The sequence below is a fragment of the Micrococcus sp. EYE_212 genome (genome assembly GCF_023147585.1).
In the GTDB taxonomy this organism is placed as follows: domain Bacteria; phylum Actinomycetota; class Actinomycetes; order Actinomycetales; family Micrococcaceae; genus Micrococcus.
The window spans coordinates 129,127-149,957 of record NZ_JAHXOZ010000003.1 but is presented as its reverse complement, the minus strand read 5'-3'; the positions used below and the strand labels follow the sequence as shown (position 1 = coordinate 149,957).

At 73.8% G+C, this 20,831-nt stretch carries 17 protein-coding genes; 13 read left to right on the top strand and 4 right to left on the bottom strand.

The genetic code is table 11. The features are described 5' to 3' along the window. The first annotated feature begins 51 nt into the window (after positions 1-51). Positions 52-1,395 carry an alpha/beta fold hydrolase gene (locus KZX60_RS03440; protein WP_248115631.1) on the top strand — a complete coding sequence of 448 codons (1,344 nt, stop codon included), beginning with the start codon at positions 52-54 and terminating at the stop codon, positions 1,393-1,395. Between the two features lie 228 nt (positions 1,396-1,623). Beyond that, complete coding sequence (locus KZX60_RS03435; RefSeq protein WP_248115630.1) at positions 1,624-1,893, top strand: hypothetical protein; 270 nt, start codon at positions 1,624-1,626, stop codon at positions 1,891-1,893. 138 nt (positions 1,894-2,031) lie between these two features. Here the strand turns inward: KZX60_RS03435 and KZX60_RS03430 are convergent, their stop codons facing one another. After that, entirely contained in the window at positions 2,032-4,116 is a 2,085-nt protein-coding gene (locus KZX60_RS03430; protein ID WP_248115629.1) for a M3 family metallopeptidase, read from the bottom strand. Between the two features lie 93 nt (positions 4,117-4,209). Here KZX60_RS03430 and KZX60_RS03425 point away from each other — a divergent pair, with 93 nt between their 5' ends. The 8 genes from KZX60_RS03425 (at position 4,210) to KZX60_RS03390 (ending at position 13,271) form a co-directional block, all read left to right on the top strand. Next, positions 4,210-4,974, top strand: coding sequence for a YebC/PmpR family DNA-binding transcriptional regulator (locus tag KZX60_RS03425; RefSeq protein WP_248115628.1), 765 nt, complete (start codon positions 4,210-4,212; stop codon positions 4,972-4,974). An 11-nt stretch (positions 4,975-4,985) separates the two neighbouring features. After that, complete coding sequence (gene ruvC / locus KZX60_RS03420; protein WP_248115627.1) at positions 4,986-5,651, top strand: crossover junction endodeoxyribonuclease RuvC; 666 nt, start codon at positions 4,986-4,988, stop codon at positions 5,649-5,651. A 95-nt stretch (positions 5,652-5,746) separates the two neighbouring features. Then, entirely contained in the window at positions 5,747-6,388 is a 642-nt protein-coding gene (gene ruvA / locus KZX60_RS03415; RefSeq protein WP_248115626.1) for a Holliday junction branch migration protein RuvA, read from the top strand. Positions 6,389-6,390: 2 nt separating this feature from the next. Further along, positions 6,391-7,407, top strand: a complete 1,017-nt coding sequence (gene ruvB / locus KZX60_RS03410) for a Holliday junction branch migration DNA helicase RuvB (protein ID WP_248115625.1) — start codon at positions 6,391-6,393, stop codon at positions 7,405-7,407. 66 nt (positions 7,408-7,473) lie between these two features. Next, positions 7,474-7,965: a preprotein translocase subunit YajC gene (yajC, locus tag KZX60_RS03405; RefSeq protein ID WP_248115624.1), complete on the top strand. Its 492-nt coding sequence runs from the start codon at positions 7,474-7,476 to the stop codon at positions 7,963-7,965. 58 nt (positions 7,966-8,023) lie between these two features. Beyond that, positions 8,024-9,808, top strand: a complete 1,785-nt coding sequence (gene secD / locus KZX60_RS03400) for a protein translocase subunit SecD (RefSeq protein WP_248115623.1) — start codon at positions 8,024-8,026, stop codon at positions 9,806-9,808. After that, positions 9,805-10,818, top strand: coding sequence for a protein translocase subunit SecF (gene secF, locus KZX60_RS03395; RefSeq protein ID WP_248115622.1), 1,014 nt, complete (start codon positions 9,805-9,807; stop codon positions 10,816-10,818). Before secD ends, secF begins: the two co-directional genes overlap by 4 nt. 215 nt (positions 10,819-11,033) lie before the next feature. After that, the gene (locus tag KZX60_RS03390; protein WP_248115690.1) at positions 11,034-13,271 is read left to right on the top strand and encodes a bifunctional (p)ppGpp synthetase/guanosine-3',5'-bis(diphosphate) 3'-pyrophosphohydrolase; all 2,238 of its coding nucleotides are present in this window, start codon (positions 11,034-11,036) and stop codon (positions 13,269-13,271) included. Positions 13,272-13,278: 7 nt separating this feature from the next. Here the strand turns inward: KZX60_RS03390 and KZX60_RS03385 are convergent, their stop codons facing one another. Both KZX60_RS03385 and KZX60_RS03380 read right to left on the bottom strand, forming a co-directional pair. Beyond that, positions 13,279-13,953: a hypothetical protein gene (locus KZX60_RS03385; protein ID WP_248115621.1), complete on the bottom strand. Its 675-nt coding sequence runs from the start codon at positions 13,951-13,953 to the stop codon at positions 13,279-13,281. 102 nt (positions 13,954-14,055) lie between these two features. Next, positions 14,056-15,729 (bottom strand): DUF349 domain-containing protein, encoded by a 1,674-nt coding sequence (locus KZX60_RS03380; protein ID WP_248115620.1) that lies wholly within the window; start codon positions 15,727-15,729, stop codon positions 14,056-14,058. A gap of 176 nt (positions 15,730-15,905) precedes the next feature. Between KZX60_RS03380 and hisS the strand changes: the two genes are divergently transcribed. Next, positions 15,906-17,282, top strand: a complete 1,377-nt coding sequence (gene hisS / locus KZX60_RS03375) for a histidine--tRNA ligase (RefSeq protein ID WP_248115619.1) — start codon at positions 15,906-15,908, stop codon at positions 17,280-17,282. A gap of 62 nt (positions 17,283-17,344) precedes the next feature. After that, positions 17,345-17,521 (top strand): hypothetical protein, encoded by a 177-nt coding sequence (locus tag KZX60_RS03370; RefSeq protein ID WP_248115618.1) that lies wholly within the window; start codon positions 17,345-17,347, stop codon positions 17,519-17,521. A gap of 12 nt (positions 17,522-17,533) precedes the next feature. Here the strand turns inward: KZX60_RS03370 and KZX60_RS03365 are convergent, their stop codons facing one another. Next, complete coding sequence (locus tag KZX60_RS03365; RefSeq protein WP_348983734.1) at positions 17,534-18,826, bottom strand: APC family permease; 1,293 nt, start codon at positions 18,824-18,826, stop codon at positions 17,534-17,536. 165 nt (positions 18,827-18,991) lie between these two features. On the opposite strand from KZX60_RS03365, the gene aspS reads away from it, so the two are divergent. Continuing rightward, positions 18,992-20,818, top strand: coding sequence for an aspartate--tRNA ligase (gene aspS, locus KZX60_RS03360; protein WP_248115617.1), 1,827 nt, complete (start codon positions 18,992-18,994; stop codon positions 20,816-20,818). Positions 20,819-20,831: the final 13 nt, after the last annotated feature.

Sequence of the window (20,831 nt, the reverse complement as noted above, 5' to 3'; positions counted from 1 at the left end):
GCGGTCGGTGCGGATTGGCCCGCCCGCGCGTGCGTGGTCGAGAATGCACTCATGGCCTCCTCCTGCCGCCGTCGCCCCCGCCGCCACCGGTCCCGCGCTCGCGGAGCCGTGCCCCTCGCGCAGCGCCTGGTGCGCCGAGGGGTGAAGGGCACCGTGCGCGGCTCCGTGGCGATCGCCGCGCCCATGGCGCGCTGGTCCCCGGTGCTGGGCAGCGTGGCCCTCTCCGGGGCGTTCGTCGTGGCCGGGGCCAGCTCCGCGCTCGCGGGCGTCTTCGCCCGCACGGTGGTGACGCCCGTCCGCCAGCACGCGGAGTCGACGGCGATCCTGGCCGTCGTGGACGGGGAGGACGGGCCCGAGGTCATCCTGCCGGCCGACGAGTACACCACCGTCCCCGGCGTCTACTCGCTGACCTTCGACGGCGGCGCCGGCTGCGCGCGGATCGGTGCCATCACCTCGTTCGACCCGCGCGACGGCACGGTACAGCGCGTCGTGGAGGAGGTCTACGCCGGCGAGCTGCGGGCCGCCGTGAAGGGGCGCTTCACCGCGTTCGTGTACCCCACCCCGGCCGACGCCGGACTCGAGGCCGCCGAGGTGCTCGTCCCCGTGCCGAACGGCTGCGCCCCGGCCTGGCGCGTGGACCCGGAGGCGGATCAGGACGCCCGGTCCGGCGAGGGGCGGTGGGCCGTGATGGTGCACGGCCGGGGCGCCCGCCGCAACGAGGGCATCCGCGCGGTGCCCACGGCGCAGCGACTCGGCATGACATCCCTGCTGATCTCCTACCGCAACGACGGCGACGCCCCCGACGCCCCGGACGCGCGCTATGGGCTCGGCACCACGGAGTGGGAGGACGTGGAGGCCGCCATCCGGTACGCGATGGAGCAGGGGGCCGAGGACGTCGTGCTGTTCGGCTGGTCGATGGGCGGGGCGGTGGCGCTGCAGTGTGTGGACCGCTCCGCGCTGGCCCCTCATGTGCGGGCCGTGGTGCTCACCGGCCCGGTGGTCGACTGGATGGACGTGCTCGAGCACCAGGCCAAGCTCAACCGCATCCCGGAGGCGATCGGCCTGCTGGGCCAGTGGCTGCTCTCCAATCGGGCCGGCCGGTTCGTCACCGGCCTCGCGGCCCCCGTGGACCTGAAGGCGATGGACTGGGTGACCCGCGCCGAGCAGGTGCGGGTGCCCACCTTGATCCTGCACTCCGAGGACGACGAGTACGTGCCCGTGGGCCCGTCCATGGACCTGGCCGAGCGCAACCCCGAGCTCGTGCGGTTCGTGCGGTTCCAGCGCGCCCGCCACACGCGCGAGCAGAACGTGGACCCCAAGAAGTGGGACACCACCGTGCGCGGCTGGCTGCGCGCGGTGCTCGGCGCGAGCCGGCCCGGCACCCGCCGCGCATGACGTCGTGATGGAGGCGCCGGGAGCGAGTCGAGGCCCCGCTCGAGGTGTCACGAGGGGGGATGGAGGACCTGTACGGCCACGCTCGGGAGGTGTGTCGTGGGTCGGCGCGGATCTCACTCGCTGAACTCGCCGGCGCGGACATGATCGTGCTGGACCTTGTGCCCCACCGGAGGGACGCGGCGGAGATGCAGGTATGCGGTGACCTCGCCGAGCCGGGGGGCCGCTGTGATGGGACTGACGATCTCCGTGGACGGGTGTGCACGCTTCGAGATCGGCGTGGACGACGACGACCTGGACTTCGCACGGCAGGTGATCGACGCCGTCGTCGACGGCCGGGTGCGGATCAGGGAGGCGCCCGGGCGGTCGGAGACCACGCTGACACTGCGTGACGGATCGACTGTCGTGTCCCGCGGGTGGTCGCTGCCCGACGGCGGGCTGGTGCCGCGTCCAGGATGGAGGAGCCGTGCCGATGTCCGGGAGTGTGCGCCCTACCGGTGAGACCGGCCCGCGAGGCGACACCCTCCACCTGCGTTCGTGTCACGGCGGAGGTGTCCTGAAGATGGCCGGAGACCGGGCCGGAACCGGGTCGGTTCCGGCCATCCTCATGACTGCTCGTCCCCGGTCACGGGGTCGCGCTCAGCCCTCGGTGAGCCCCCGGCGCCGCAGCAGCGGTTCCAGCTCCGCGTCCCGCCCGCGGAAGGCGCGGTAGGACTCGAGCAGGTCCCGCGTGTTGCCGCGCGCGAGCAGCTCCGCTGCGAAGCGATCGCCGTTCTCCCGCGTGAGGCCGCCGTTCTCCCGGAACCACTCCACGGTGTCCGCGTCCAGCACCTCGGCCCACACGTACGAGTAGTATCCCGCCGCGTAGCCCGAGCCGAAGATGTGCTTGAAGTAGCCGGTGCCGTAGCGCGGGGGCACGAGGTCCGGGTCGATGCCCGCCTCCGTGAGGACCCTGCGCTCGAACGCCGCCGGATCCGCGGTGGCCGCGTCCACGGTCTCCTCCGTGAGGGTGTGCCACGCCCAGTCGATCAGCGTGGCGCCCAGGTACTCCACCGTGCGGTAGCCCTCGCCCCACAGGTCCGCGGCCTCGAGCTTCTCCAGGGTGCCGGCGGGCAGCTCCTCGCCGGTCTCCTCGTGGCGCGCGTACGCGGCCAGGATCTGCGGCTCGCGGATCCACATCTCGTTCACCTGGCTCGGGAACTCCACGACGTCCCGCGGCACGGCCGTGCCGGTCACCGAGGGGTACTCGCCCTCAGCCAGCAGGCCGTGCAGGGCGTGGCCGAACTCGTGGAACAGGGTGGTGGTCTCGTCCAGGGTCAGCAGCGCCGGGCGGCCCTCCGCCGGGGCGGGCACATTCATGGTGGTGAACACCACCGGCTTCTCGCCGAGGGCCTCGGACTTGTCCCGCACCGTGTGCATCCACGCGCCGCCCGACTTCGTGGCCCGGGCGAAGAAGTCGCCCACGAACAGGCCGACGGACTCGCCGCCCTCGCGGGCGACCTCCCAGACCCGCATGCCGGGGCGGTACAGGTGCCGCGCCAGCTCCGGGCGCTCGGTGAACGTGAGCCCGTACAGCGCCCCCGCCGCGGCGAACACGCCCTGCGTGAGCACGCGGTCCAGCTCGAAGTACGGGCGCAGGGCCGCGGTGTCCACCGCGAACGCCTCCCGCGCGTGCCGCGCGGACAGGTGCGGCCAGTTCCACGGGGCCACCTCGGCCGCGCCGTCACCCGTGCCCGCGACGACGGCGGCGTCCCGGCGGGCGTTGGCCATGGCCCGCGGAGCCATGGCGGAGAGCAGCTCCTCCACCGCGGCCACGGACGGCGCCGAGCGGTCCTTGAGGGCCTGCTCCGCCCAGCACGAGGCGCCCAGCAGGCGGGCCTTGCGCAGCCGCAGCCGCACGATCTCCATCGCCAGCGTCAGGGTCTCGTTCTCCCCCGATGCGCCGCGGCCCACAGAGGCCTCGAACACCTCCCGGCGCAGCGCCTCGTCCTCGAGGTCCGCCAGCCAGGGCTGGGAGGTGAACAGGGAGAGGGTCAGCAGCCACGGGCCCTCGCCCGCGGGGGCGTCCGCCGCGCGGTGCCCGGCCTCCACCGCGGCGGCCGCGGCGGCGTCGACGTCGTCCTGGCCGAGGCCCGCGAGGCGCTCGCGGTCCGTGACGAGCACGGCACGGGCGGCGGTGTCCGCGACGAGGCGGCGCGTGAAGGCGGAGGACGTGGAGGCGAGCTCGCCGTTGATGCGCTGCAGCTCCTCCCGCTCCGCGCCGCCCAGGTGGGCGCCGGCGACGTCGAGCCGCTGGCGGAGCACCTCGAGCAGGCGGGCGTCCTCGCCCGTGAGGGAGCCGGCGTCGATCGCGGCGACCCGCTCGGCCAGCCGCGGATCCAGCAGCAGGGCGTCCTCGTGGGCGGCGAGCTCAGGGGAGAGCTCCTGGGCCAGGGCCTGCCGGGCGTCCGTGCCGTCCGCGCCGACGAGCGTGAAGAACACGGCGGCGACGCGGCGCAGCAGGTCCCCGGAGAGCTCGAGCGCCCGCACGGTGTTCTCGAAGGTCGGGGCATCGGGGGAGGAGAGGATCGCCTCCACCTCGGCGCGCTGCTCCGCCATGCCCTGGCGGATGCCGGCGGCGAGGTCGGCGTCGGAGCACGCGGCGAAGTCGGGCAGCTCGTGGGGGAGGGCCGAGGGGCTCAGCAGGGGATGGCCCTCGGGGAGGGTGTCGGTGAGGGAGGTCATACGGGCACCCTACGACGGCGGCCGACGTCGGCGGGTGCGGGCCCGCTGGCTAGACTGGGCCGTCGAGCCAGCAGTCGAAGCCAGGAGGCGTGCATGTCCGGACATTCCAAGTGGGCCACCACCAAGCACAAGAAGGCCGTGATCGACCAGCGTCGCGCCAAGGCCTTCGCCAAGTACATCAAGGGCATCGAGGTCGCCGCCCGCGCCGGCGGCGCGGACATGTCCGGCAACCCGGCTCTGGACCTGGCCGTCAGCAAGGCCAAGAAGAACTCGGTCCCCAACGACAACATCGACCGCGCCATCAAGCGCGGCGCGGGCCTGACCGGCGAGGTCATCGACTACGTCGAGATCATGTACGAGGTGCGCGGCCCCCAGGGCTCCGCCCTGCTCGTGGAGTGCCTCACGGACAACAAGAACCGCGCCGCCTCTGAGGTGCGCGTGGCCGTGACCCGCAATGGCGGCACGATGGCCGACTCCGGCTCCGTCTCCTTCCTCTTCACGCGCAAGGGCGTCGTGCGCCTGCCGGCCGAGGGCAACACCGAGGACTCGCTCCTCGAGGCGATCCTCGAGGGCGGCGCGGACGCCGAGGAGGTCGTGGAGGCCGGGGAGGACTTCGAGATCGTCTCCGATCCCTCTGACCTGCGCGCGGTGGCCGAGGCGCTCGACGCCGCCTCGGTCGAGTACGAGACCGACGAGGTCGAGTTCATCCCCACCATGAAGGTGCAGCTGGAGGACGCCAAGGGCGCCGGCACCTTCCTGCGGCTCGTGGACGCGCTCGAGGAGCTCGACGACGTGCAGAACGTCTACTCGAACGTGGACATCGCCCCCGAGATCCTCGCCCAGCTGGACGAGGACTGAGCAGCACCGCCGTGACGCGGCCCGCCGAGGTCGTCCGCATCCTGGGGGTGGACCCCGGGCTCACCCGCTGCGGGATCGCCGTCGTGGACGTGGACGCCCGTCGTCGGGCCGCGCTCGTGCACGTGGAGGTCGTGGGCACCCCGCCCGGGACCTCCCTCGACCAGCGGCTGCTGCGGATCGACGAGGCCGTGACCCGCATCATGGCGTGCCACCGGCCCGACCGCGCCGCCGTGGAGCGCATGTTCGCCAACAACAACACGCCCACCGTGCTCGGCACGGCCCAGGCGGCCGGCGTGGCGATCGCGGCGGCGGCGCGCGCCGGGATCCCGGTGGGGCTGCACACCCCCTCGGAGGTGAAGGCGGCGGTGACCGGCCACGGCGACGCGGGCAAGGAGCAGGTCACCACGATGGTCACCCGCATCCTCCGGCTCGACGCCCCGCCGCGGCCGGCCGACGCCGCCGACGCCCTCGCGCTGGCCATCGCCCACGGCTGGCGCGGCACCGCCCTCGGCCACGCGGCCGGGCAGACCGGCATGGACACGGCCGACATGGCCTCGCGGGCGGGACGATCGCGCTCCGCGGCCCGGGTCCCCCTGCCGACGCGGGCCGGGGAGATGACGGCGGCGCAGCGGGCGTGGCTCGCCGCGGAGCGCTCGACGGGCGGCAGGCGCCGCTGACCCCGCGCCCTCGCCGGGGGCCGGGCGGATGCCGGGATCGCGGGACGTTCGATGATATGTTCGAATGCGTCCCCCTCGACGTCGGAAGGCCCAGCATGATCGCGTCCCTGAGCGGCACCGTGGAGCACGTGGCGCTGGATCGCGCCGTCATCGCGACCGGCGGCGTGGGCGTGCTCTTCCACTCCACCCCGCAGACCCTCGCCACCCTGCACGAGGGCCGCCCCGGCCACGTCCAGACGCACCTCGTGGTCAAGGAGGACGCGCTGACCCTCTACGGCTTCGCCGACCGCCATGAGCGCGAGGTGTTCGAGGTGCTGATCGGCGCCAACGGGGTGGGCCCGCGCCTGGCCCTGGCCATCCTCGCGGTGCACCACCCGGAGGCCGTGCGTCGCGCCGTCACAGAGGAGGACGAGAAGGCCCTCACGCGCGTGCCGGGCATCGGCCCGAAGATGGCGCGCAAGATCATCGTGGAGCTCTCCGGTCGGCTGGCCCCCACGGGGGAGCAGGTCCCGGAGGAGGACGCCCCCGCCGCCGAGGAGGCCGCCGCGACCGCGTGGCACGCCGACGTCGTCGCGGCCATGGCGGGCCTGGGCTGGTCCGAGAAGGAGGCCGAGAAGGCCGTGGCCGCCACCGTCGCCGCCCGGCCGGAGCTCGAGGACTCCCGCGACGTCGCCGCGCTGCTGCGCGCCACCCTGCGCGACGTCGGCACCGCCGGCGCCGCACGCGGGGGCCGGTGAGCATGGCCGAGCGGCCCATGACCGCCCCCGAGGCGGACGCGGAGGAGCGCCGGCTCGAGGCGGCGCTGCGGCCGAAGCACCTCGACGAGTTCGTGGGGCAGATGCGCGTGCGCGAGCAGCTGGACCTCATGCTGGCCTCGGCCCGGCTGCGGGACCGCGCGGCGGACCACGTGCTCCTCTCCGGCCCGCCCGGCCTCGGCAAGACCACGCTGGCCATGATCGTGGCGGCGGAGATGAACGCCCCGTTGCGCCTGTCCTCCGGCCCGGCCATCCAGCACGCCGGCGACCTCGCGGCCATCCTCTCCTCGCTCACCGAGGGGGAGGTGCTCTTCCTCGACGAGATCCACCGGATGTCCCGGCCGGCCGAGGAGATGCTCTACATGGCCATGGAGGACTTCCGCGTGGACATCGTGGTGGGCAAGGGCGCCGGCGCCACCTCGATCCCGCTCGAGCTGCCGCCCTTCACGCTCGTGGGCGCCACCACCCGCGCGGGCCTGCTGCCCAGCCCCCTGCGGGACCGGTTCGGCTTCACCGGCCACCTCGAGTTCTACGCAGAGGAGGAGCTGGAGCGCGTGCTGCGCCGCTCCGCCCTGCTGCTGGACATGCGCGTGGACACGGACGGCTACCGGCAGATCGCCTCCCGCTCGCGCGGCACCCCGCGCATCGCCAACCGGCTGCTGCGCCGCGTGCGGGACTGGGCGCTCGTGAAGGGCCTGGAGTCCGTGGACGCCGAGGCCGCCTCGGCCGCCCTCACCATGTACGAGGTGGACGCTCGCGGGCTGGACCGCCTCGACCGCGCGGTGCTCACCGCGCTGTGCACCACGTTCGGCGGGGGGCCGGTGGGCCTGTCCACCCTGGCCACCGCGGTGGGCGAGGAGATGGAGACCGTGGAGACGGTGGCCGAGCCCTTCCTCATCCGCGAGGGGATGGTGGCCCGCACGCCGCGTGGCCGCGTCGCGCTGGCTGGAGCGTGGGAGCACCTGGGGCTGACGGCGCCGGCAGCCCCCGGCTCCGCCTGAGCGGCCCGGGCGGGGACGGCCCCTAGACTGGCCCGGACCCCGACCTCGACTGACGGAGCCCGACGCATGTCCTCGCTCGACCACGCCCTCCCCGCCCTCGCCCCCGCGGCGGCCGCACAGCCCGCCGGCGGCGGCTCCAGCATGTTCATGCTGCTCATGTTCGCGGCCCTGGCCGTGCTCATGTTCATCTCCATGCGCCGCGCGAAGAAGGTGCAGACGCAGCAGGCGGAGATGCGCCGCGGCCTCACCCCGGGCCAGGAGGTCATGACCACCTCCGGCATCTTCGGCCGCGTGGTGCGCCTCGACGAGTCCGAGCAGCGCGCGACCCTCGAGGTCGCCCCCGGGATCCGCATGGACTTCCACCTCCAGGGCATCGCCAGCGTCGTGGAGCCCACCGGCGTCGACGCCGCGGCCGACGGTCCCGTCCTCGCCGAGCCGACCGCCGCGCCGACCACCGACCCGCGCGTCGCTCCGGAGAGTGCTGCGTCCGGCTCCACGGCGGCCGACGTCGTGGACCCCGGCCATGAGGGCACCGCCCCGCGGACCGACCGCCCCTGAGACCCACCCGGCGGCCCGGACACGGGCCGCCCCCGACGCGGACGGAAGCACCTGAAGCATGGCGAAGACATCCCCCACCGGCTCAGCCGCGCGCACCCTGGCCTGGCTGGCCGCCCTGATCGTGGCGCTCACGGCGATCCTCGGCTTCGGCGTGGCCTCCGGCCAGGCGAGCTGGGCCCCGAAGCTGGCCCTGGACCTCGAGGGCGGCACGCAGATGGTGCTGGCCCCGCAGACCGCCTCCGGTGAGGAGGCCACCCCCGAGCAGCTCCAGCAGGCGGTGGAGATCATCCGCCAGCGCGTGGACGGCTCCGGCGTGGCCGAGGCCGAGGTGGCCACCCAGGGCGCCGAGAACGTCGTGGTCTCCCTCCCCGGCGTGCCCGACGACGAGACGCGCCGCCTCATCCAGGCCTCTGCGGACATGGTGTTCCGCCCCGTGCTGCAGGCCGCCCCCGGCGAGGCCACCCCCGAGGACCAGCTCATTCCCGCTGACCAGTTCCCGAAGCCCACCGCGGAGCCGAAGGACGCCTACGACCCGAACCGGCTGACGCCCGAGCTCGCCGACGAGTTCCAGCGCGCGGACTGCACCGTGCCCCGCGATCCCTCCGCCCCGGCCCAGCCCGCGGACCAGGCGATCGTGGCGTGCCAGCCGGCGGAGGAGACGGACGGCGGCATCGTCTCCCCGTCCGTGAAGTACCTCCTGGGCCCCGTGGTCATCCCCGGCACCCAGATCGACGGCGCCACCAACGGCATGGCCCAGGCGACGGGCGGCGTGTCCACGAACCAGTGGGTCGTGAACATCGACTTCGACGCCGAGGGCGCCAAGACCTTCGCCGAGGTCACGCAGCGCCTGACCCCGTACCCGGAGGGCGACCCGCGCAAGCAGTTCGCCATGGTCCTGGACGGCGAGGTCATCTCCGCGCCGCAGTCCAACGGTGTCATCACCAACGGCAGCGCGCAGATCAGCGGCGGCAGCATGACGGAGGAGTCCACCGCTCAGCTCGCCGAGCAGCTCAGCTACGGCTCGCTGCCCATCTCCTTCTCCATCGAGTCCGAACAGCAGATCTCCGCCACCCTCGGCCAGGACCAGCTGTTCTGGGGCCTGATCGCGGGCCTCATCGGCCTCGCCCTGGTGGCCGTCTACCAGCTCTTCCAGTACCGCGCCCTCGGCCTGCTGACGTTCGCCTCGATCGTGGTGGCCGGACTCCTGACCTACCTCGCCATCGCCATCCTCGGCTGGACGGACAACTACCGCCTCTCCCTGGCCGGCATCGCGGGCCTGATCGTGGCGATCGGCCTCACGGCCGACTCGTTCATCGTCTACTTCGAGCGCATCAAGGACGAGCTGCGCGCGGGCCGCACCGTGGACGTCGCCGTCCACGAGGGCTGGAAGCGCGCCAAGCGCACCATCGCCGCGTCGAAGGCCGTGAACCTGCTCGCCGCCGTCGTGCTCTACTTCGTGGCCGTGGGCAACGTCCGCGGCTTCGCCTTCACCCTGGGCCTCACCGCGATCGCCGACCTCATCGTGGTCTTCTGGTTCACCCACCCGATCATGCAGCTGCTCGCGCAGACCCGCTTCGTCGGCGGCGGGCACCGCATGTCCGGGCTGGACCCCTCGCTGCTGGGGGAGGAGCCGGCGCTGTACCAGGGCGCGGGCCGCCTCCGGGAGCCCCGGGTCGCCGCGCCGGGAACCCCCGCCGAGGAGGACGGCGCCCCCGCCTCGGGCGCGCACGCCGCCGCGTCCGTCCTCGCCGGCCCGTCCCGCGGGCGCCGCGGGGCGGCCCCCATGACCATCGCCGAACGCCGGCGCGCCGAGCGCGCCGCCGCACAGGAGGACACGCCGTGAACCGCTTCGCAGCCTGGGGCAACGACCTCTACTCGGGGCGGACCTCCTACCCCTTCGTCCAGCGCTGGGGGCGCTGGTTCGCCCTCGCCGGGATCCTCCTGGCCCTCGCCGCGGGCCTGACCGCGCTGCGCGGCGGGTACAACCTCGGCATCGAGTTCAAGGGCGGCTCGGAGTTCACCGTCTCCTCCGCCCAGTCCACGGACGTGGAGCCCGGACGGCAGGCCGTCGCCGACGTGGTGCCGGACTCGGACCCCACGGTCACCGACATCGCGCCCGGCACCATGCGCGTGCAGACCGAACAGCTCGACGACGCGCAGACCCGCCAGGTGGCCGAGAACCTCCAGGGCGCCTACGGGGTGGGACAGGACCAGGTCACCTCCACGTTCGTCGGCCCGACTTGGGGCCAGGCGGTCTCCCAGCAGGCGCTCATCGGCCTGATCGTGTTCGTGGTGTTGGTGACCCTGTTCATGGCCCTGTACTTCCGCACGTGGAAGATGTCGCTCGCCGCCGTGCTGGGCATGCTGTACGTGGTGGCCCTGACCGCCGGGATCTACGGGGCGACGGGGTTCGAGGTGACGCCCTCGGCGATCATCGGCTTCCTCACGATCCTCTCCTACGCGCTCTACGACACCGTGGTGGTCTTCGACAAGATCCGCGAGAACACGGCCACGGACCACGAGGACCCCCGCCGCACGTTCGCGCAGAACGTGAACCTGGCCGTGAACCAGACGCTCGTCCGCTCCATCACCACCTCGATCGTCGGCATCCTGCCCGTGGGCTCCATCCTGTTCATCGGCGCCGGACTGCTCGGGGCCGGCACGTTGCGGGACATCGCCCTGGCCCTGTTCGTGGGCATCATCGTGGGCACGCTCTCCACGCTCTTCATCCAGGCCCCGCTGTACGCGCTCCTGCGCCGCGGCGACGCGGACGTGCGGGCGCACGACGCGCGGGTGGGCGAGCTCTCCGCCGCCCGCGGCGCGGACGGCGAGGGGCGCGTCCCGGCGGTCTGATCCGCTGACGACGACCCGGGCGGGGGCGGGCGGGCACGGCGACGTGCCCTCCCGCCCCCGTCCCTTCGCCCGGGGTAGACTCGCCCATCATCCGCGGGCCGGGCCCGGTATCCGAAGGAGTCGCCGCCATGAGCGAGCAGCACCAGCACCCCGCCCCGGCCGGCCCGCCCCCGGCGCCGCAGACACCGCCCGCCGCGGCGCGGCCCCGCGGCCGCATGGCCCGCCTCACCGGCCGCCACGCCACCGAGTACTCGCCGCTGCTCGAGCCGCTCATGCGCACCGTGCGCCAGCGCGCCACCCGCGCCGAGCTCATGGAGATCGTGCGCGCCTTCGAGGTCGCGCAGCGCTGCCATGCGGGGCAGATGCGCCGTTCGGGGGACCCCTACATCACGCACCCCGTGGCCGTGGCCACCATCCTCGCCGAGATCGGCGTCACCGGCCCCACGCTCCTGGCGGCCCTGCTGCACGACACCGTGGAGGACACCGACTACTCGCTCGATCAGCTGCGCCGGGACTTCGGCCCCGAGGTCGCGCTGCTCGTGGACGGCGTCACGAAGCTGGACAAGGTGACCTACGGGGCCGCCGCGCAGGCCGAGACCGTCCGCAAGATGGTCATCGCCATGGCGCAGGACGTGAACGTGCTGCTCATCAAGCTCGCGGACCGCCTGCACAACGCCCGCACGTGGCGCTACGTCTCACCCGCCTCGAGTGCCAAGAAGGCGCGGGAGACCCTGGACATCTACGCCCCGCTCGCGCACCGGCTCGGCATGAACACGATGAAGTGGGAGCTCGAGGACCTCGCGTTCGCGGCTCTGAAGCCCAAGGTCTACGCGGAGCTCGTGCGCCTCGTGGGCGACCGCAATCCGGAGCGGGAGAAGCATCTCCAGTCCCTGCGCGGCGTGATCGAGGAGCAGCTGCGCGAGCAGCGCATCCGGGCCACCGTCACCGGGCGCCCCAAGCACTACTACTCGATCTACCAGAAGATGATCACGCGCGGGAAGGACTTCGACCAGATCCACGACCTCACGGGCATCCGCATCATCGTGGACACCGTGCGGGACTGCTACGCGGTGCTGGGCGTGATCCATGCGCGGTGGAACCCGATCCCGGGCCGGTTCAAGGACTACATCGCCGTCCCGAAGCTCAACATGTACCGCTCCCTCCACACCACCGTCATCGGCCCCGACGGCAAGCCCGTGGAGATCCAGATCCGCACGCTGGAGATGCATCGCCAGGCCGAGTACGGCGTGGCCGCGCACTGGCGGTACAAGGCCGGGGCGGCTGCGGCTGCCCAGGCCCCCGCGCAGGCCACGCCCGCGTGGCTGCGCTCCGTCATGGACTGGCAGAAGGACACGCGGGACCCGGACGAGTTCCTCTCCGCGCTGCGCACCCAGATCGGCGCCGACGAGGTCTACGTGTTCACGCCCAAGGGCGAGATCCGCTCCCTCCCGGCCGGGTCCACGCCGGTGGACTTCGCGTACGCCATCCACACCGACGTCGGCCACCGCACCATCGGCGCGCGCGTGAACGGCAAGCTCGTGCCGCTCTCCACCCCGCTCAGCCACGGGGACACCGTGGAGGTGTTCACCTCCAAGGCCGAGGACGCCGGCCCGAGCCGGGATTGGATGGGGTTCGTGGTCTCGCCGCGGGCCAGGTCCAAGATCCGCCACCACTTCGCCACCCAGCGCCGCGACGAGCAGGCCGAGCGCGGCCGCGAGGCCCTCACCCGACGCATGCGCCGGGCCGGCCTTGCCGTGCAGAAGGTGCTCGGCGGCGAGGAGATCGTCGGGGTCGCGGAGGAGATGGGCTACGCCGACCTGGACGGCCTCTTCGCCGCGGTGGGCGACGGGCATGTCTCCGCGCAGGCCGTGTGCGAGCGGCTCGAGGAGCGCCTGGCCCCGCCCACGCCCCCCGCCGCGGAGCCGACCGCGGAGCTCCCCGTGGGCGAGGTCGACCTCGCAGCGCTCGTCCCCGCGCAGACGCGCCGCACCCCGCAGCGTGCCACCAACGACGCCGGCGTGCTCGTGGCCGGCGACGGCGGGGTGCTGGCAAAGCTGGCGCGGTGCTGCAACCCCGTTCCCCCGGACGAGGTGGACGGATTCGTCACGCGTGGCTCTGGCGTCTCCGTGCACCGGGCCGACTGCCGCAACCTGGCGACCATGCTGGGGCAGGAGCCCGAGCGCCGCGTGCCCGTGGAGTGGGCGCCTTCGCGGGACACCGTCTACCTCGTGGAGATCCAGGTGGAGGCGCTCGACCGCACGTCCCTGCTCTCGGACGTCACGCGTGTGCTCGCGGAGAACCACGTGAACATCCTCTCGGCGTCCGTGAACACCACGCGCGACCGCGTGGCCATGAGCCGGTTCGTCTTCGAGATGGGCGATCCCATGTACCTGAGCCACGTGGTCAACGCGGTGCGCCGGATCGACGGCGTGTTCGACGTCCACCGCACCTGAGCGCCCCTCACCCGGGCGCCTCCAGCGCAGTGAGCAGCGCCGCGAGGCGGGCCCGGGCGGCGACGACGCCCGCCCGCCGCGTGGGCCGAGCCAGTCGCTCCGTCAGCCCCGCCGTCCCGTGGCGGGCCATCACGTGCGCGGCGCGCCGCGCGTGGTCCGGGTCCCCGGTGAGCAGGAGGTCCTCCACGGTGCGGGCCGGCGTCGTCACGCGCGCCGGCCCGACCCGCATCACGTCCGCCTCGGCCTCGGCGTGCCCCTGCGGCCCCGCGGCCACGTCCGACTGCACGAGCGCCCACGGCAGGACCGTGCCGCCGGCGGGCAGGCGGTGGTAGTGCGCCACGGCCGCGTGGATCCGCGGGGGCGCCGGCCCGCCCGCGAGCACCCACGCCGCTGACGGGCCCACCGCCGTCCAGCCGGCCGCCAGGACGGGGCCGGCCAGGAGCCAGAGGGCGGCGGCCCGTGTCTCCGCGTCGCGGGCCGCGCGGGACCGGCAGTAGACGCCCGGGAGGACCCGATCGATGGCGCCGCGGTGCACGAGCGCCTGCAGCTCCGCGTCGGTGAAGTGCTCCCCGGCCACAACGAGGTCCGTCGCGAGCCCGCGGCGGGCCGACGTCGGGAGGGCAGTGGCCGGCGGTGCGGCCGTCGGCGGCGCGGCGGGCGCAGGGGCGGGGGAGGTGCTCATGGCACCGAAGCGTGCCAGAGACGCCGCACCTCCGTTCGGCACCTGTGGACAGGTGCCGAACGGGGGTGCGGGAGCCGGCGTTCGGGGGACGCCGCGGAGGGGTCAGCGCAGCTCGGAGGCCGCGGCCTCGAGGGCCTGCTTCCACTGCAGGCGGGCGTCGAGGGCCTCCTGGGCCTTCGCAATGCCGCGCTGGTCGCCCTTGGCCTTGGCCTTCTCCAGGTCCGCCTCGAGGCCGGCGATGGTCTCCTCGAGCTGCGTCAGGGCCGAGCTGGTGCGGGCCTTGGTCTCCGGATCGGTGCGGCGCCAGTGCTCGGACTCGGCCTCCTTGACGGCGTCCTCGAGCTTGCGGAAGCCCTCCTCCATGCGGCGCATGTCGCCCCGCGGCACCTTGCCGGCCTCCTCCCAGCGGCCCCGCAGCGCATTGAGCGCGGCGCGGCCCGCCTTGAGGTCGGTGACGGGGAGCATCTTCTGGCCGTCGGCCAGGATCTGCTCCTTGACCTTCAGGTTGGCGGCGTATTCACGGTCGACCTCGGCGTCCACGGCCTTGCGGGCCGCGAAGAACACGTCCTGTGCGGCGCGGAAGCGGGCCCACAGGGCGTCGTCCTCCTTGCGGGAGGCGCGGGGGGCCTTCTTCCACTCGTCCATGAGGTCGCGGTACTTGCCGGCCGTCACGCCCCAGTCCGTGGAGGAGGAGAGCTCCTCCGCGCGGGTGATCAGCTTCTCCTTGACCTGCTTGGCCTCGGAGCTCGCCGCGTCGAGGCGAGAGAAGTGGGCGCGGCGGGTCTTGTCGAACGTGGTGCGGGCGGCACGGAAGCGCTTCCACAGGCCGTCCTCCACCGGCTTGGACAGGCGCGGGCCGGCCTTCTGCGCGGCCTTCCACTCGTCGAACAGCTCGGCCATGCGCGCGGAGGCCTGCTTCCACGGCATCCGCTCCGCGGCGGTGCCGGCGTAGCCCTCGGCCTCGGCCACGATCGCCTCGCGGGCGGCCAGCTGCTCCGCCTGGGCGGCCTGGCGGGCCTCCTGCTCCGCGGCGCGGTAGTCGCCCAGGAGGGTGTCGAGGGCGGCGAGGCGGGTGCGCAGCGCGGCCATGTCGCCCACCATGTGGCGCTCGTCCACGGCGGAGGTCATCTGGCCCAGGGCCTTGCCCAGCTCGCCCGAGGGGGCCCCGGCGGCGATGCGCTGCTGGAACAGGGCCATCTGCGCGCGCACGTCGTCGTACTTGCGCACGAAGTAGCTGAGCGCGTCCTCGGTGGAGGCCTCCGGCACCTGGCCGACCGCGACCTCGTCCTCGCCGTCCAGCAGCGTGACGTGGCCGTCCTCGCTCACGCGGGCGAAGCGGGCGGCCTCGGCGATCGGCGTGGGGGGCACGGCGGGCGCGACGACGGCCGGGGCCTTGGCGGCACGCGCCGGCTTCACGGCGGCGGGAGTGGCGGGGGCCTTGGGCGCCGCGGGGCGCATCGCGGCGGGGGAGGCCGGACCGGGGCGGGCGGCGGGCGCGGCCTGCTCGGCGGACGACTCCGCCGGGGCCTCCGCGGTGTCCTCGGCCGGCGCGGTGCCGTGCTCGGAGGCGTCGGGCACCACCACGGCCAGCGGCTGGGCCTCCGCGGGCACGGGGGGCTCCTCGGCGCCGGCGTCCTCGGCAGGAACGGCGTCCTGGTTCGGAGCGTCCTGCTCGGGGGTCTGGGGGGCGTCCTGCTCGGGCAGGGCGGCGGTCGCCTCGGCCTCGTCCTCGAGGGCGGGGGACTGCTGGTCGTCGGGCTGCTGCTGGTGGGTCACCGCTGGAACTCTCCCTGGATGCGCCGACGCGCACGCGGGGCGCGGGCCGGTCGGGATGGACACGAACGTCCCCAGCGTACCGGCCGCGTCGGCGGCCCCGACTAGAATGGGCCGGTGCTCGGGCTTCGGTGCTCCGTTCCCGCCACCGCTCCTCACCGTCGTCGCGAAGGATTCCCATGTCCCGCAAGGCCTCCCTCTCCGGTTTCCACGAGTGGCTCCCCGCCGAGCGCCTCGTGGAGCAGCACGTGCTGGACACCCTGCGCCGGACCTTCGAGCTCCACGGGTTCGCCGGCATCGAGACCCGCGCCGTCGAGACCCTGGGCCAGCTGCTGCGCAAGGGCGAGATCGACAAGGAGGTCTACGCCGTCTCCCGCCTCGCCGAGGACGCCGAGGGCACCTCGGCCAAGGATCCGAACGACCCGAAGCGCCTGGCGCTGCACTTCGACCTCACCGTTCCGTTCGCGCGCTACGTGGTGGAGAACGCCGGCCACCTCGCCTTCCCGTTCCGCCGCTTCCAGATGCAGAAGGTCTGGCGCGGCGAGCGCCCCCAGGAGGGTCGCGCCCGCGAGTTCACGCAGGCGGACATCGACGTCGTGGGCGACGGCGAGCTCTCCCCGCGCTACGACGCCGACGTCGCGCTCGTGATGGCCGAGGCGCTCGGGGCCCTGCCGATCGGCGACTTCCTCATCCGCGTGAACAACCGCAAGCTCGCCGAGGGCTTCTACCGCGGCATCGGGCTCACCGACGCCGCGGGCGTGCTCCGCTCCATCGACAAGCTGGAGAAGATCGGCCCCGACGAGGTCGCCCGCCTGCTGCAGGAGGAGCTCGGCGCCACCGAGGAGCAGGCGCGCCAGGCCCTCGAGCTGGCCGCGATCCGTACCGAGGACACCTCCTTCGTCGAGCAGGTCCGCGCCCTCGGCGTGGAGGACGAGCTGCTCGAGGAGGGCCTGGCCGAGCTGGCCGACGTCGTGGGCACGCTGCACCGCCGCGCCCCCGGGCGCGCCGTCGCGGACCTCTCGATCGCGCGCGGCCTCGACTACTACACCGGCACCGTCTACGAGACCGTGCTCGTGGGCCACGAGCAGCTCGGCTCGATCTGCTCGGGCGGCCGCTACGACGCGCTGGCGTCGAAGGGCAACCGCGTCTTCCCGGGCGTGGGCCTCTCCATCGGCGTGACGCGCCTCGTGATGCGCATGCTCTCGCAGGAGATGGCCGTGGCCTCACGCTCCGTGCCGACTGCCGTGTACGTCGCACTCACCCAGGACGCGGACTGGTCGGAGGCGCAGGACGTGGCCGCGCTGCTGCGCGAGCGGGGCATCCCGGCCGAGGTCGCCGTGAGCGCGGAGAAGTTCGGCAAGCAGATCAAGTACGCCGACCGCCGCGGCATCCCCTACGTGTGGTTCATGGGTCGCGACGACGCCGGCACCCGCACCCACGAGGTCAAGGACATCCGCTCCGGCGAGCAGACCGCGGCCGACCCGGCCGACTGGACCCCGTCCGCCGAGGACCTGCTGCCGCAGATCACGCGCGCGGAGGACGTCGACCCCGCCTGACCGATGCCCGTCCGACCCGCCTGTCCGTGAGGCGGGTCATGGCCGACGCCGAGGATGCCACCATGGAGCTGCCCACCGCCGTCCTGACCCTCCTCACCGCCGGGGAGCCGAACCCGCTGGTCCCGCAGCCGTACGAGATCACCGTGCTGGTGCTCGGCGGGCTGCTGGTGGCCCTGGCGGTGGCCGGCATCGCCGCGGCTCGCCAGGAGCGTCGTCGCCGACGGCCCGCATCGGCCTGACGGCCTCCGGCCTCAGCGCGGGGGCCGGTCCCGCCCGGCCAGCACGAAGGCGCGTCCGCCCACGCCGATGAGGAAGACCGCGAGCATCGCCACCACGGACAGAGGCGGCAGGGTGAACGCCAGGACCAGGCACAGCACGAGGCCCAGCACGTTCACGGCCCGCGGGACCCGCAGCGGGCGGGGGAGCGCGGCGTCCCTGCCGTCCTCGCCGCCGCGCAGGGTGAGCGCCGCGAGGTTGGCCACGGCGTAGTAGACCAGCACGCCGAAGGAGCTGAAGCCCACCACGGTGAGGATGTCGGTGGTGAGCACGAGCAGGATCACGGCCACCGCGACGGCCAGCTGGCCGACCCACGGCGTGCCGGTGCGCTCGTGCACGCGGGCCAGGGGCCGCGGCAGGTCGGACTCCCGGGCCATCGCCAGGGCCGTGCGCGAGATGCCGGTGAGCAGGTTGAGCATCGCGCCCGCGCTGGCCAGGCCGGCGGCGACGAGGGCGAGCCAGCCCCATCCGGAGCCCAGGGTGACCTCGAGTGCCTCGCGCACGGGCGCCGGGGAGAGCGCCAGGCCCCTCGGGCCGAGCGCGGCGAGGAGCCCGAGCGTCACGAGCGTGTAGAGGCCGACGGTCAGGCCCAGGGCGATCAGGATGGCCCGCGGGATGGTCCGCCGCGGGTCGATGACCTCCTCTCCCATCGTCGCCACGCGGGCGTAGCCGGCGAACGCGAAGAACAGCACGCCCGCGCCCATGAGCGCGCCCGCCATGGGGGCGTCCCCGAGGCCGCCCGCCACGTCGCCCGCGCCGCGATCGCCGAGGGCCAGCCCGGCCGCCGTCGTGAGGGCGAGCACCGCCACCACGGGCACGAGGATGGCCATGGTGGCCTGCGCGGTGCGGGTCACGCCCGCCATGGCCACGCCCGTGAGGACGACGACGGCGGCCACGCCCGCCAGGCGCGCGGCCAGGGGCTGGTCCGGGAAGAGGTAGAGGCCGACCGTCGTCGCCATGGCGGCCACCGAGGCCGTCTTGCCCGTGACGAAGCCCCAGCCGGCGAGGAATCCGGCGAGGGGGTGCAGCTGCCGGCGGCCGTACACGTAGGTGCCGCCGGACTCGGGGTGCACCGTGGCCAGCTGGGCGGTGGAGAGCGCGTTGCACAGCGCGGTGAGCACGGCCAGGCCGAGTGCCGCGAAGAGCAGCCCCGGATGCCCGCCCGTGAGGGCGGCCGCGAGGCCGATGGCGGTGAAGACGCCCGCACCGATCATGGAGCCGAGACCGATGGCGATGGCGTGGGGCAGGGTCAGGCGGCGCTGCAGCACGGGGCCTCCTGGTCAGAGGGGACGGTGGTGGCCTGGCGCCGTCGGGCGGCCAGTAGACTCGCGTGCGACGGTCCGCGCGCGTGTCCCCCAGGGATACCACGGCGGACCGACCATCACATGAACCCCGCACCTCGTCCGGCGGACACCGGACGGAGAGGACACCCCGTGCTGCGCACCCACCACCTCGGCGAGCTCAACGCCTCGCTCATCGGCCAGACCGTCACCGTCACCGGCTGGGTGGCGAAGCGGCGCGACCACGGCGGCGTCGCCTTCGTGGACCTGCGCGACGCGTCGGGCCGCGCCCAGGTGGTCGTCCGCGACGAGGCCGACTTCGACCCGCTGCGCAACGAGTGGGTCCTGCAGGTCACCGGCACCGTGGAGCGCCGCCCCGAGGGCAACGAGAACGCGAACCTCGCCTCGGGCGAGGTCGAGCTGATCGCCGAGGACGTCACCGTGCTCAACACCGCGGCCGCCCTGCCGTTCCAGGTGGACGAGCACGTGGAGGTCGGCGAGGAGGCGCGCCTGCGCCACCGCTACCTCGACCTGCGCCGCCCGCAGCCGAGCCGCATCATGCGCCTGCGCTCCGAGGCCAACCGCACGGCCCGCGAGCTGCTGCACGGCGAGGGCTTCACCGAGGTGGAGACCCCCACGCTGACCCGCTCGACGCCGGAGGGCGCCCGCGACTTCCTCGTCCCCGCCCGCCTCGCGCCCGGCTCCTGGTACGCCCTGCCCCAGTCCCCGCAGCTGTTCAAGCAGCTGCTGCAGGTCGGCGGGATCGAGAAGTACTACCAGATCGCGCGCTGCTACCGCGACGAGGACTTCCGCGCCGACCGCCAGCCCGAGTTCACCCAGCTGGACATCGAGGCCTCGTTCGTGGAGCAGGACGACGTCATCGCCCTCGGCGAGAAGATCGTGCAGGCCCTGTGGGGCCTCGTGGGCGTCGAGGTCGAGACCCCGATCCGTCGCATGACCTACGCCGAGGCCATGGAGAAGTACGGCTCGGACAAGCCGGACCTGCGCTTCGGCCTCGAGCTGACCGACCTCACCGCGTACTTCAAGGACACGCCCTTCCGCGTGTTCCAGAACGAGTACGTGGGCGCCGTCGTCATGCCGGGCGGGGCCTCCCAGCCGCGCCGCACCCTGGACGCCTGGCAGGAGTGGGCCAAGCAGCGCGGCGCCAAGGGCCTGGCCTACGTGCTGGTCCAGGAGGACGGCTCCCTCACCGGCCCCGTCTCCAAGAACATCACCGACGAGGAGAAGGCCGGCCTTGCCGCCGCCGTCGGGGCCGAGCCCGGCGACTGCGTGTTCTTCGCCGCCGGCTCCGCCAAGGAGGCCCGCGCGCTGCTCGGCGCGGCCCGCGTGGAGATCGGCCGCCGCTGCGAGCTCTTCACGGACGCCGGCAACGGCGTCGAGGCCAAGGACGCCGACTGGGCGTTCGTGTGGGTCGTCGACGCCCCCATGTTCGAGCCCGCCGCCGACGCGGTCGCCTCGGGCGACGTGGCCGTGGGCTCCGGCACGTGGACCGCCGTGCACCACGCGTTCACCTCGCCCAAGCCCGAGTTCGCCGACACCTTCGACACCGATCCGGGCTCGGCCCTGGCCTACGCGTACGACATCGTGTGCAACGGCAACGAGATCGGCGGCGGCTCCATCCGCATCCACCGCCAGGAGATGCAGGAGCGCGTGTTCAAGGTCATGGGCCTGTCCCAGGAGGAGGCGAACGAGAAGTTCGGCTTCCTGCTCGAGGGCTTCAAGTACGGAGCCCCGCCGCACGGCGGCATCGCCTTCGGCTGGGACCGCGTGGTGGCGCTGCTGGCCGGCACCGAGTCGATCCGCGAGGTCATCGCCTTCCCGAAGACCGGTGGCGGCTTCGACCCGCTGACCGCCGCCCCGGCGCCGATCACGCCGCAGCAGCGCAAGGAGGCCGGTGTGGACGCGAAGCCGGAGCCGAAGAGGGCCGAGGGCGAGAGGGCCGAGGCGCCCCAGGCCTGACCCTCGGGCCGCG